The 12,564-nt window shown below is 73.8% G+C and carries 10 protein-coding genes; 9 read left to right on the top strand and 1 reads right to left on the bottom strand.

Annotated features, from left to right (window positions below):
- Genes ASF44_RS25815 through ASF44_RS25775 form a run of 9 tightly spaced genes read left to right on the top strand, consistent with a single transcriptional unit; the run spans position 1 to position 12,224 of the window.
- On the top strand, positions 1–1,221 hold the full coding sequence (locus ASF44_RS25815; protein WP_056902143.1) for an MFS transporter: 1,221 nt from the start codon (positions 1–3) through the stop codon (positions 1,219–1,221).
- Positions 1,218–2,861 carry a (2,3-dihydroxybenzoyl)adenylate synthase gene (locus tag ASF44_RS25810; protein WP_056902142.1) on the top strand — a complete coding sequence of 548 codons (1,644 nt, stop codon included), beginning with the start codon at positions 1,218–1,220 and terminating at the stop codon, positions 2,859–2,861. The genes ASF44_RS25815 and ASF44_RS25810 overlap by 4 nt, the downstream gene beginning before the upstream one ends.
- Positions 2,862–2,887: 26 nt before the next feature.
- On the top strand, positions 2,888–4,300 hold the full coding sequence (locus ASF44_RS25805; RefSeq protein WP_056902326.1) for a TldD/PmbA family protein: 1,413 nt from the start codon (positions 2,888–2,890) through the stop codon (positions 4,298–4,300).
- The gene (locus tag ASF44_RS25800) at positions 4,297–5,643 is read left to right on the top strand and encodes a metallopeptidase TldD-related protein (protein WP_056902141.1); all 1,347 of its coding nucleotides are present in this window, start codon (positions 4,297–4,299) and stop codon (positions 5,641–5,643) included. The genes ASF44_RS25805 and ASF44_RS25800 overlap by 4 nt, the downstream gene beginning before the upstream one ends.
- A gap of 12 nt (positions 5,644–5,655) precedes the next feature.
- Positions 5,656–5,889 (top strand): phosphopantetheine-binding protein, encoded by a 234-nt coding sequence (locus tag ASF44_RS25795; protein ID WP_056902140.1) that lies wholly within the window; start codon positions 5,656–5,658, stop codon positions 5,887–5,889.
- The gene (locus tag ASF44_RS25790) at positions 5,886–9,836 is read left to right on the top strand and encodes a non-ribosomal peptide synthetase (protein WP_056902139.1); all 3,951 of its coding nucleotides are present in this window, start codon (positions 5,886–5,888) and stop codon (positions 9,834–9,836) included. Before ASF44_RS25795 ends, ASF44_RS25790 begins: the two co-directional genes overlap by 4 nt.
- Positions 9,836–11,038 (top strand): isochorismate synthase MenF, encoded by a 1,203-nt coding sequence (locus ASF44_RS25785; RefSeq protein WP_082525045.1) that lies wholly within the window; start codon positions 9,836–9,838, stop codon positions 11,036–11,038. The genes ASF44_RS25790 and ASF44_RS25785 overlap by 1 nt, the downstream gene beginning before the upstream one ends.
- Positions 11,035–11,682 (top strand): isochorismatase family protein, encoded by a 648-nt coding sequence (locus tag ASF44_RS25780; protein ID WP_056902137.1) that lies wholly within the window; start codon positions 11,035–11,037, stop codon positions 11,680–11,682. Before ASF44_RS25785 ends, ASF44_RS25780 begins: the two co-directional genes overlap by 4 nt.
- A gap of 2 nt (positions 11,683–11,684) precedes the next feature.
- Entirely contained in the window at positions 11,685–12,224 is a 540-nt protein-coding gene (locus ASF44_RS25775) for a hypothetical protein (protein WP_056902136.1), read from the top strand.
- A gap of 4 nt (positions 12,225–12,228) precedes the next feature.
- Here the strand turns inward: ASF44_RS25775 and ASF44_RS25770 are convergent, their stop codons facing one another.
- The gene (locus tag ASF44_RS25770) at positions 12,229–12,549 is read right to left on the bottom strand and encodes a DUF2845 domain-containing protein (RefSeq protein WP_056902135.1); all 321 of its coding nucleotides are present in this window, start codon (positions 12,547–12,549) and stop codon (positions 12,229–12,231) included.
- Between the last annotated feature and the right edge of the window lie 15 nt (positions 12,550–12,564).

The following is a 12,564-nucleotide window of genomic DNA, read 5'->3' as shown; positions in this document are numbered from 1 at the left end:
ATGCAAGCCACCTCCCCGAACGCCACCCCCGCCACGCGCCCGCCCGTGGGCCCGCTGGTCTTCGCCGCGCTCACGGGCACCATGGCCATGATGGCCTTCGTCGCCGTGGTCGGCCCCATCGTGCGCCGCCTGGCGCTGCCCGAATGGGTTGCCGGCCTGTCGGTCACGGCCGGCGGCCTGCTCTGGATGCTGCTGGCCCGCTGGTGGGGCGGCGTGGGCGACCGGCGCGGCCGCAAGCCCGTGCTGCTGGTCGGCTTCGCGGCCTTCGCCATCGCCTACTGGGCGCTCGCGGTGGGCATCGACCTCGCCCTGCACCAGAAGATCGGCGGCCTGGCCGCGCTGGCCCTGCTCGTCGGCGCGCGCGCCATGATCGGCGCCTTCTACGCCGCCGTGCCGCCGACCGCCGCCGCCGTGGTGGCCGACCACACGCAGCCCCGCGAGCGCCCGGCCGCCATGGCCAAGCTGGGTTCGGCCAACGCGCTGGGCCTGGTGCTGGGCCCGGCTGCGGCGGGCTGGCTTGCCCGGCACGACCTCTCGCTCGCCCTGTACGCCGCGGCCATGCTGCCCGTCGTCGCGCTGGCCGTGGTCTGGCTGCTGCTGCCAGGCGGCAGGCCCGCAGCCGCCCGGCGCCCGCCCGGTGCCCGGCCCATGGGCCTGTTCGACGCCCGGCTGCGCGTGGCCACGCTGACCGGCTTCACGGCCATGGGCTCTGTCTCCATCGCGCAGGTGCTGGTCGGCTTCTTCGCCATCGACCGGCTCGGCCTGCCCGTGGACCAGGGCGCGCGCGTGGCCGGCCTGGCGCTGACCTGCGTGGGCTGCGCGCTGGTCGTCTCGCAGCAGTGCGTGGTGCGCTGCAAGACCGTGCCGCTGGCGCGCTGGATCGTGCTGGGCGCGCTGGTGGCCGGCATCGGCTTTGCCAGTGTGGCGGCCGCGCGGTCGCCGGCCATGCTGTGGGCCAGCTACGGCGTGGCGGCCTTCGGCATGGGCCTGATCTTCCCGAACTTCCAGGCGATGGCCGCCAACGCCGTGCAGCCGCACGAACAGGGCGCGGCCGCCGGCACGCTGTCGGCCGCGCAAGGCCTGGGCATGGTGCTGGGCCCCATCGTCGGCACGCTGCTGTACCGCGTCTCGCCCGCCCTGCCCTACCTGCTGGTGGGCCTGGGCCTGTGGTCGCTGGCCTTCTTTTCCTTCGTGCGCCTGCGGCGCACGGCCACTGCATGACTGACAAACCGATCCCCCTGCGCCAGACCTGGCCCGCCGAGCTCGTCGCGCGCTACCGCGCCGCGGGCCACTGGCGCGGCGAGACCTTCCCTGCCCTGTTGCGTGAACGCGCCGAGCGCTTTGCCGAACGCACCGCCATCGTCGGCGGCGACGACCGCTGGACCTATGCCGAGCTGCACCGCCGCGCCGAGACCATCGCCGCCGGCCTGCTGGCGCGCGGCCTGCAGCCCGGCGAGCGCGTGGTGGTGCAGCTGGGCAACATCGCGGCTTTTTACGCCGTGGTGTTCGGCCTGTTCCGCGCCGGCCTGGTGCCGGTCTACGCGCTGCCCGCGCACCGCAGCACCGAGATCGCCCACTTCGTGCGCAAGGCCCAGGCCGCGGCCTATGTCGTGGCCGACAGGTACGACGGCTTCGACCACCGCAGCCTGGCCCGTGAGATCCTGGCGCTCGGCATCGGCCTGCGCGAGGTCGTGGTGGTCGGCGACGCGGCGGAGTTCACCGCGCTCGACAGCCTGGCCGGCGACCCTGCGCTGCTGCCCAGGGAAGACCCGGACCCGCAGTCCGTCGCCTTCCTGCAGATCTCGGGCGGCTCCACGGGTCTCTCCAAGCTGATCCCGCGCACGCACGACGACTACATCTACAGCTTTCGCGCATCCAACGCCATCTGCGGCATCCGCGAAGATTCGGTCTACCTCGTCGCGCTGCCGGCCGCGCACAACTTCCCGATGAGCTCGCCCGGCGCGTTCGGCGTGTTCCATGCCGGCGGCACCGTGGTGCTGTCGCCCTCGCCCGCGCCCGAAGCGGCGTTCGCGCTGGTCGCGCGCGAGCGTGTGACCGACGTCGGCCTGGTGCCGCCGCTGGCGCTGCTGTGGGCGCAGGCCGCGGCCAGCACGCCGCACGACCTGTCCAGCCTGCGCGTGCTGCAGGTCGGCGGCGCCAAGCTCACGCCCGAGGCCGCGCGCCGCGTGGTGGCCGGCCTGCCGGCCCGCCTGCAGCAGGTCTTCGGCATGGCAGAGGGCCTGGTCAACTACACGCGGCTGGACGACGACGAGGACACCATCCTCGGCACGCAGGGCCGCCCGATCAGCCCCGACGACGAAGTGCTGGTGGTGGACGACGCCGGCAACCCCGTGCCCGAGGGCGAGGTGGGCTACCTGCTCACGCGCGGCCCCTACACCATCCGCGGCTACCACAACGACGACGCCGCCAACGCGCGCAGTTTCACGGCCGATGGCTTCTACCGCACCGGCGACATGGTGCTGCGCCGGCCCGGGGGCTACCTCGTGGTGCAGGGCCGCGCGCACGACCACATCAACCGCGCCGGCGAGAAGATCTCGGCCGAGGAGGTGGAAGACCACCTGCTCGCGCACCCGCAGGTGTTCGACGTGGCCGTGGTCTCCATCCCCGACGAGTACCTGGGCGAACGCATCTGCGCCTTCGTGATCCCGCGCGGCGACGACAGCAGCAGCAAGCCGCGCCCGCCCGAGATCAAGGCCTGGATGCGCGGACGCGGCGTGGCCGCCTTCAAGATCCCCGACCAGATCGTCTTCGTGGCCGCCTTCGACCAGACGGCGGTCGGCAAGACCAGCCGCAAGGAGCTGCGCGCGCGGCTGCGCGCCGACTTCCTGTCCAAGCAATGAACGCCGCCGCCGACCCCACCCACGCCATGGTGGCCGCGCTCGACACGCTGCCCCCTGGCTGCAGCTGGGCCGCCGTGCGCCATGTGCGCGAGCAGGCCGCCTACCACGGCGTGCGCAACGACCAGCCACTGGGCAACGGCAGCGCGCACGACGAAGGCGCCATGTGCGAGGTCATGGTCGACGGCCAGATCGGCTATGCGGGCACGGCCGACACCAGCACCGAAGGCCTGCGCGCCGCACTGGCCCGCGCCGCAGCCACCACGCGCGCCGCCGCCGCCCAGCGGCTGCATGCCTTCGACCAGGCCCAGCGCCCGCCCGTGCAGGGCCGCTTCGCCAGCGCCCACCGCGAGCCGCTCGCCGGCGCCGACACCGCCCGCGTGCTGGCCTACCTGCTGGCCGCCAGCGCTGCGATGCGCAGCGACGATGCGCGCCTCGTCACGCGCAACGCCCACGCCTCGCTGGTGCAGACGCAGCAGCGCTACCTGTCCACGAACGGGGCCGACCTCGACCAGCGCTGGCAGTTCGTCGACATCGGCCTGCAGGCCACCGCCGCCGAAGGCATGCAGTCGCAGACGCGCAGCTGGTCGCGCACCGGCCAGTGGGGCGCCGAGGCCCTGGACCTGGCGCAGGCCGGGTCCGAGGGCCGCCGCATCGCGCACGAGGCGCTGGTGCTGCTGCAGGCGCCCGACTGCCCGACCGGCCGCATGGACCTGCTGCTGATGCCGGACCAGATGATGTTGCAGATCCACGAATCCATCGGCCATCCGCTGGAGCTGGACCGCATCCTCGGCGACGAGCGCAACTACGCCGGCTGGAGCTTCGTGCAGCCCGGCGATTTCGGCGTGCTGCGCTACGGCTCGCCGCTGATGAACGTCTGCTTCGACCCCGGCCGCGACCATGCGCTGGCCAGCTACGGCTGGGACGACGCCGGCAACCCCGCCCGGCGCGAACGGCTGATCGAGCACGGCATCCTGCGCCGCGGGCTGGGCTCGCTGGAATCGCAGGCCCGCTCGGGGCTGCCCGGCGTGGCGAACTTCCGCGCCAGTTCCTGGAACCGCGCACCGATCGACCGCATGGCCAACATCGACCTCGAACCCGGCGATGCAACGCTGGACGAACTGATCGCGCAGGTCGACGACGGCATCCTGATGGCGACCAACCGCTCCTGGTCCATCGACGACTACCGCAACAAGTTCCAGTTCGGCTGCGAATGGGGCCAGCGCATCGAACGCGGACGGCTCACCGGCGTCGTGCGCAATCCCAACTACCGCGGCGTCACCGTCGACTTCTGGAACCGCCTGGCCGGCGTCGGCCGCGACGACGCGGCCTACGGCACGCCGTACTGCGGCAAGGGCGAGCCGAACCAGATCATCCGCGTCGGCCACGCCGCGCCGCCCTGTCTGTTCCGCGGGGTCGAGGTGTTCGGGGGAGGCGCATGAGCGATGTCGAGGTACTGCAGGAGGCACGGTTCGCGCGGCTGGCCGATGCGCTGTTCGACGTGCTGGCGCCGGGCGAGGCGCTCGCGCTCAACCTCGACGCCGAAGACAGCCTGTTCCTGCGCCTGAACGCCGGCCGGCTGCGCCAGAACACCGAGGTGCAGCAGGCCCGGCTCGCGCTGCTGCTGCAGCGCGACGGCCGCAGCGTGGAGTGCAGCGGCGTGCTGTCGGGCCGGCCCGCGCGCGATCTGCCCGCGGTGCTGGCGCTGCTGGCGCAGGCGCGTGCGCAGGCCGCGCAGCTGCCGCCCGATCCCCACCTGGTCGCGCTGCGCGACGAAGGCCGCAGCCACGCGCAGTTCACAGGCAACCTGCCGAGCGCCGCGCAAGTGCTGCACGCCATGGCCGCGCACGCCGGCACGCTGGACCTGGCCGGCCTGTACGCCGGCGGCAGCGTGGTGCGCGGCCACCGCAGCTCGTGCGGCAGCGCGCACTGGTTCGGCACGCAGAGCTTCTTCCTGGACTATTCGCTCTACGAAGGCCAGCGCGCGGCCAAGGGCGTCTACGCCGGCACGGCCTGGGAGCCCGAGGCCTGGTCCACGCACCTGGCCCACACCGCGGCGCAGCTGGCCCTGCTGCGCCGGCCAGCGCAGCACGTGGCCCCGGGCGCCTGGCGCACCTGGCTGGCGCCGCAGGCCTTTGCCGAACTCGTCGGCATGCTGGGCTGGCGCGGCCTGTCGGCCGACGCGTGGAAGCAGGGACGCAGCCCGATGAAGCGCCTGATCGAAGGCGAGCTGCAGCTCTCGCCGCTGCTGCAGCTGGACGAGAACTTCGGCATGGGCCTGGCGCCGCGCTTCAACAGCCGCGGCGAGACCAGCCCCGAACGCCTGCCGCTGCTGGCCGGCGGCCGGCTGCAGAACCTGCTGGTCAGCGCGCGCACGGCGCGCGAGCACGGCCTGGTCGCCAACGGCGCAGACGCCGGCGAGTTCCTGCGCGCGCCGGATATCGCACCCGGCAGCCTGGCGCAGGACGCCGTGCTGCAGGCGCTCGGCACCGGCCTGTACGTGGCCAACCTGCACTACCTGAACTGGAGCGACCCGGCCTCGGCCCGCGTGACCGGCATGACGCGCTATGCCTGCTTCTGGGTGCAGGACGGCGAGATCGCCGGCCCCCTGGCGGCCGACCTGCGCTGGGACCAGAGCCTGTACGAGGCGCTGGGTCCGCAGCAGCTGCTGGCACTGTCGCGCGAGACCGAGATCGCGCCGGCCACCTCCACCTATTCGCAGCGCGCCCTGGGCGGCATGCGCGCCCCCGGCGCGCTGGTCGAGGGCTTTCGCTACACGCTTTGAGATGAACCGAACATGAGCACCCTGACCCTGGAACGCATGCACGCCGACGTGGCCCGCATGCTGCGCGAAGACCCCGCCGACATCGGCCTGGACGACAACCTCATGGACTGGGGCCTGGACTCCATGCGGCTGCTCAACCTGGTGCTGGCCTGGAACGAAGGCGGCCTGCAGCTGGACATGTCGGAGATCGGCGCAGAGACGACGCTGAATGGCTGGTGGAGATTGGTCCAGCAGCGGCAGGCATGACGGCTGAACCGCGCGACGCCGCGCACTGGCCGCTGACCGAAGCGCAGAACGGCCTGTGGTACGCGCAGCAGCTCGACCCGGCCAACCCGGCCTTCAACTGCGGCCACGCGCTGTGGATCGACGGGCCGCTCGACGTGGCAGCGTTCACGGCCGCCGCCGAGCAGGCCGCTGCCGAATGCGAGTCGCTGTGCCTGGCACTGCGCGACACGCCCGACGGCCCACAGCAGTGGATCGATCCAGCCCGCCGACCGGCCCTGCAGACCATCGATCTCTCGGCCCACACCGACGCGGCCGAGCGCGCGCTGGCCGCGATGGGCGCGGACATGCAGACGCCTCTGGAGCCCACGCGCGACGCGCTCGCGGTCCAGCGCCTGTACCGCCTCGGCCCCGCGCGCCACTGCTGGTACCAGCGCGCCCACCACCTGGCCAGCGACGGCTACGGCATGGCGCTGTGGAGCCAGCGCCTGGCCGAGCTGTACACCGAGCGCGTGGCCTGTGCGCCCGCGCGCCAGCCGCTCGCCCCGTTCGCGCAACTGGTCGCCGAAGACGCGGCCTACCGCAACTCGCCCAAGCGCGCGCAGGACGCCGCCCACTGGCGCGATGCCTTGACGCCCGTGCCCGAGGTGGCCGGCCTGGCGACAGGAAGAGCCCATGCCTCCCACACCTGCCACCGCCAGAGCGCGCCGCTGCCCGCGGACCTGCGGGCCTCGCTGCTGGCCAAGGCCCAGGCGCTGGACACCAGCTGGCCCGACCTGCTGACCGCCTGGACCGCGCTGTACTGCCTGCGCATGGCCACGGCCGAATCCACCGTGCTGGGCATCCCGTTCATGGGCCGGCTCGGCAGCGCGGCATCGCGCGCCAGCGCCACCACCATGAACGTGCTGCCGCTGGCAGTGCGCGCCACGCCGGGCCAGCCGCTCGCGGACTTCACGGAGCAGCTGGTGCGTGCGCAGAGCCGCGCGCGCCGCCATGGCCGCTACCGCAGCGAGCAGTTGCGCCGCGACCTGAACCTGCTGGGCGGCCAGCGCCGGCTGCATGCCGCGCTCATCAACGTGCAGCCCTTCTACAAGCCGCTGGCATTGCCCGGCCTCTCGACGCGGCTGGAGATCCTGGGCACGGGGCCCATCGACGACCTGACCATCGGCTGGCGCGGCGACGGCGTGCAGCAGCTGGCGCTGGAGATCGAGGCCAACCCCGCGCTCTACAGCGAAGCCAGCGTGGCCGGCCACCTGGCGCGGCTGCCCGAGTTCCTGCGCAGCGCGCTCACGGCCCATGCGGTGGACGACATGCCGCTGGCCAGCCCCGCCGAGGCGCAGCGCCACCTGTTCGCGCTGAACGCCACCGAGCATGCCGTGCCGGCCACCACGCTGGCCGCGCTGATCGAGGCGCAGATGGCGAAACAGATGGCGGAGCGGCCCGAAGCCACCGCGCTGGAGTTCGAAGGCCAGGCGCTGACCTATGCCGAGCTGGAGCAGCGCTCGCGTGCACTGGCCTGCACGCTGCGCGCGCGTGGCGTGGGGCCGGACCGGCTGGTGGCCGTGGCGTTGCCGCGCTCGCTGGAGCTGGTGGTCGCGCTCGTGGCCGTGCTGCGCGCGGGCGGCGCCTACCTGCCGCTGGACCTGTCGCACCCGCCCGAGCGTCTCGCGCGCGTGGTCGGCCTGTCCAGGCCCGTCTGCGCGCTCGTGCGTGCCGAGGACGCGGCGCGCCTGCCACCCACGCTCACACGCCTGCGCACGGCCGACTGGCCGCAGCAGACGGATGCCATGCTGGACGCGCCGCCCGCCCCCGTGGACGCCGCCTACGTGATCTACACCTCGGGCTCCACCGGCGAGCCCAAGGGCGTGCTGATCGCGCACCAGGCCATCGTCAACCGGCTCGAATGGATGCGCCAGCACTACGGCTTCACGCCCGACGACCGCATCCTGCAGAAGACGCCTGCCACCTTCGACGTCTCGGTCTGGGAGTTCTTCCTGCCGCTCGTGACGGGCTGCACGCTGGTCATCGCGCCGCCCGGGGCGCACCGCGACCCGGCCGCGCTCGCACAGATCATCCGTGGGCAGCGCATCACCACCTGCCACTTCGTGCCGTCCATGCTGGCCGCCTTCCTCGCGCACCCGGCCGCGCGCGGCCTCGTGGTGCAGCGCATCTTCTGCAGCGGCGAAGAATTGCCCGCCCCGCTGCGCGACCGGCTGCACGCCACGCTCACGGCCGAGTTGCACAACCTGTACGGCCCGACCGAGGCCGCCGTCGATGTGAGCTGGTGGCCGGCCTTGGCCGACGACCGCAGCCGGCCCGTGCCGATCGGCCTGCCGGTCTGGAACACGCGGCTCTACGTGCTGGACGCCCGCATGCGCCCGCTGCCCCCGGGCGTGGCCGGCGACCTGTACCTGGGCGGCGTGCAGCTCGCGCGCGGCTACCTGGGGCGCGACGACCTCACGTCCGAGCGCTTCCTGCCCGATCCGCACCGCGCGGGCGAACGCCTCTACCGGACGGGCGATCTCGCGCGCTGGCGCGCCGAGGACGGCGCCGTCGTCTTCCTCGGGCGCAGCGACCACCAGGTCAAGCTGCGCGGCCTGCGCATCGAGCTCGGCGAGATCGAGGCGGCGCTGCACGGCACCGGCCTGGTGGCGCGCGCCGAGGTCATGCTGCGCGAGGACACGGGTGGCCAGGATGGAGAACGGCGCCTGGTGGCCTACGTTCAGCTGAGCAGCGACGGTGCCGCGGCTTCGGCCGGGGAACTGCGCGAGCGCCTGGCCGCGCGCGTGCCCGACTACATGCTGCCCGCGGCCATCGTGCCGCTGTCCGACTGGCCCGTCACATCCAACGGCAAGCTGGACCGCCAGGCCCTGCCGGCGCCGCGCTTCGCCGACGGCGCCGCGGCCGGCCGGGCGCCGCAGACCGCCACCGAGGTGGCCGTCGCCGCACTGTTCGCCGAGTTGCTGCGCCTGCCGGCCGGCACCGCGGTGGGCGCCGACGCCGATTTCTTCAGCCTGGGCGGCGACTCGCTCTCGGCCGTGCAGCTGCTGCTGCAGATCGAGGAGCGCTGGCACCGCAACCCGGGCCTGGGCTCGCTGTTCGAGACACCCACCGTGGCCGCGCTGGCCGCCGCCATCGACGGCGAGGCGGTGCGCTTCGACAACGGGCTCAAACCGCTGATCCGGTTGGCCGCCGGCGATGCGGGACAGGCCCCGCTGTTCGTCGTGCACCCGGCCGGCGGCATCGCCTGGGGCTACCGGCTGCTGGCGCGCGCGGTGAGCCGGATGGCCCCCTCGCGCAGCGTCTGGGGCCTGCAATCGCCGGCCTTGGCGCCCGAGCATCCGCTGCCGGGCGGCATCGAAGCGCTGGCCCAGGACTACGCCGCGCGCGTGGCCGCGCTGCAGCCGCTGGGACCCATCCACCTGGCCGGCTGGTCGGTGGGCGGCATCATCGCGCAGGCCATGGCCGTGGCCCTGCAGCAGATGGGGCGCCAGGTCGGCCTGGTCGCACTGCTGGACGCCTACCCGGCCGACTGCTGGCGCGACGAGCCCGAGCCCACGCCGCTGCAGGCCCTGCGGGCGCTGCTGGCCATCGCCGGCCACGACCCCGAAGGCCACCCCGACCTGGACACGCGCGACAAGGTGGTGGACTTCCTGCGCGCGGGCGACACCGCGCTGGGCAACCTGCCCGCGGCCGCGCTCGAAGGCGTGGTGCGCGTGGTGACCGATACCAACCGCCTGATCCGCCAGCACCGCCACCAGCGCATGGCCGGCACGCTGACCCATGTGCGCGCCGCGCGCGACCATGCCGGCAAGCCCCAGCTGCAGGCCGCGCGCTGGAGCGCTTACGCCGGGCGCGTGGACACCCTGGAAGTGCCGCTGCTGCACGCGCAGATGACGGGCGCCGAGGCCACCGCATCGATCGCACCGCTGCTGGCCGCCAGGATGGCGCAGGCGGACATGCAGGCATGATGCGCGAGGACCTTGCCCGGCCTGCGCAGCAGGCCGCCGATGGCGGCACGCGCATGCTGCTGCTGTCGCGCGAAGGCGGCCTGCTCAGCGAAGGCCTGCAGGCGCAGCTGGCCGTGCCGGCGGCGCAGCTGGGCAGCGCGGTCGCACAGCACTTCGCGGGCGCCGCAGCCGATGCCAGGCTGGTCGGCGCCCTGCCATTCGACCGCAGCGCGCCCGCGCACCTGCTGGCGCCGCGCCGCGTGCGCGACGCCGGCACCGCCGCCGCCTGGCTGCACTGCATGGCCGGCCAGGCCCAGGCGCCGCAAGGCTGGTCGCTGCAGGCCGAGCCCGGGCGCGCCGGCTACGCGGACGCCGTGGCCAGGGCCGTGCAACGCCTGCAGGGCGCGGCCCCTGGCGGCACGGGCCTGCACAAGGTGGTGCTGGCCCGCACGCTGCGCGCGCGCAGCGCTACGCCCATCGACCCCTGGTGGCTGGCGCGGCGCCTGGCCGGCGACCCGGGCGTGCTGCGCTACGTGCTGCCCCTGCAGACCGCCGATGCCGCGCCGGCCTGGCTGGTCGGCGCCACGCCCGAGCTGCTGCTGTCGCGCCGCGGCGCGGCCATCGCGAGCGAGCCGCTGGCCGGCTCCGCTGCGCGCGGCCCGGACCTGGCCGCCAGCGAAGCCCGCGCCGAGGCCTTGCGCCGCTCGGCCAAGGACCTGGGCGAGCACCGCTACGTGGTGCAGGCCATCGCCGACCTGCTCGCGCCGCTGTGCCGCCAGCTGCGCGTGCCGGCCACGCCCGCGCTGCACGCCACGGCCAGCATGTGGCACCTGGGCACGCGCATCGAGGGCGAGCTCAAGGACGCCTCGCCCGGCGGCCTGCCGCAGTCTTCCAGCGCCGCACTGGCTGCGCTGCTGCACCCCACGCCGGCCGTCTGCGGCACGCCGCGCGCCGCGGCCGCCGCGCTCATCGCCCAGCTGGAACCCGTGCCGCGCGGCTTCTACGCCGGCGCCGTCGGCTGGTGCGATGCGGCCGGCGACGGCGCGTGGCATGTGGCGCTGCGCTGCGCGCACGTGCAGGGCCACGAGGCCCGCCTGTTCGCCGGCGCCGGCATCGTCGCCGACTCCGCACCCGCGCTGGAGGCCGCCGAGACGCGCGCAAAATTCAATGCCATGCTCAACGCGCTCGGCATCGACCCCGCGCTCCTGTCACCGGACCTATGACCGACACCCCACGCCGCCTGCCCAGCATCCCTGCCTACGCGCTGCCGCGCGCCGATGAACTGCCGCCGTCGCGCGCGCCCTGGCGCCTGGACGCCTCGCGCGCCGCGCTGCTCGTGCACGACATGCAGGACTACTTCCTCGCCGCCTTCCCGCCCGCGGCCGAGCCGCTGCAGACTGCCGTGGCCCATCTTGCGCAGCTGCTGGCCTGGGCCCGCCAGGCCGGCGTGCCGGTGTTCTACACGGCCCAGCACGGCAACCAGGACCGGCGTGACCGCGGACTGCAGGCCGAGCTGTGGGGCCCCGGCATGCGCGCCCTGCCGGAGCACGAACGGATCGTGGCAGCGCTGGCGCCGCAGGCCGGCGACCACGTGCTGACCAAGCACCGCTACAGCGCCTTCCAGCGCAGCAACCTGGAGACGCTGATGCGCGTGCGCGGCCGCGACCAGCTCGTCATCACGGGCGTCTACGCCCACATCGGCTGCCTGTGCACGGCCGGCGAAGCCTTCCAGCGCGACATCGAGCCGTTCTTCGTGGCAGACGCGCTGGCCGATTTCTCGCGCGAGAAGCACGACATGGCGCTGCAGTGGGTGGCGGCCACCTGCGGGCAGGTGCTGACCACCGCGCAACTGCTGGCGGCGGACTGACCATGCACGCACGCCACCGCACGGCCCTGCTGGCTTGCGCAGCGGTCTTCGCGCTGCACGCACCGCTGGCGCAAGCCCAGAGCCCCCATCCGCTGCTGTCGCCGCCTGCCGCGCAGCGCTACCCGCAGGAACTGGCCAAGGAGATGCAGCGCATCGCCGGCGGCACCGCGGCGCAGGAACGCGCCAAGGCGCTGGTCGCCGCGCTGCAAAAGACCCTGGCCCAGCCGCGCGAAGGCATCCGCACCGTCGTGGTGCCCGAGCGGCCCATCGCCGGCCAGCTGTCGGCCGTGGCCATCGTGCCGCCCAGCAGCAAGCCCGGCGTGCCCATCGGCGTGTGCCTGCAGCAGGGTGTGGTGGCCGAGGATGGCCAGATGACGCACACCAACATCGGCATGCTGCAGATCGCCAGCGACGGCTCCGTCGCGCCGCACCTGTGGACCGGCGAGCGCGTCGGCGCCGAGGTGGACGGCAAGCTGCAGGCCGCCTGCGCGCCCTACCGCGCCGGCTACATCGAGTACATCCGGAGCGCGGCGCCGGGCTGATGGCCTACTGCCGCGGCCCGTACTTCATCTCGCGCAGTTCCCCTTCGCGGAACTGCAGGATGGTGATGAACTGGCCGATGCCGGGCTTGTAGGTCCACTCCTCGACCATGTCGCAGGCCACGTGCGGTGGCCGGCCGATGGTGCTGGGCGCGATGCCGATCGGCTTGCAGAAGCTGTCCTTGGCGGCCGGGGCGCCGCACTTGGACTCGATCACGAACTTGGTCTCGCCGATCTGGGCGAAGTCGCGGCCGCAGCGCAGGGATTGGGCGCTGGCCTGGGCTCCCCAGGACAACAGCACACATGCCAGGATCAAGGGTTTCAGCATGGCAGCGTTCCTTCC

Source organism: Pseudorhodoferax sp. Leaf274, assembly GCF_001422445.1.
Classification (GTDB): domain Bacteria; phylum Pseudomonadota; class Gammaproteobacteria; order Burkholderiales; family Burkholderiaceae_C; genus Pseudorhodoferax.
Note: the sequence above shows the minus strand (reverse complement) of the source record. Positions and strands in the feature narration are given on the sequence as shown.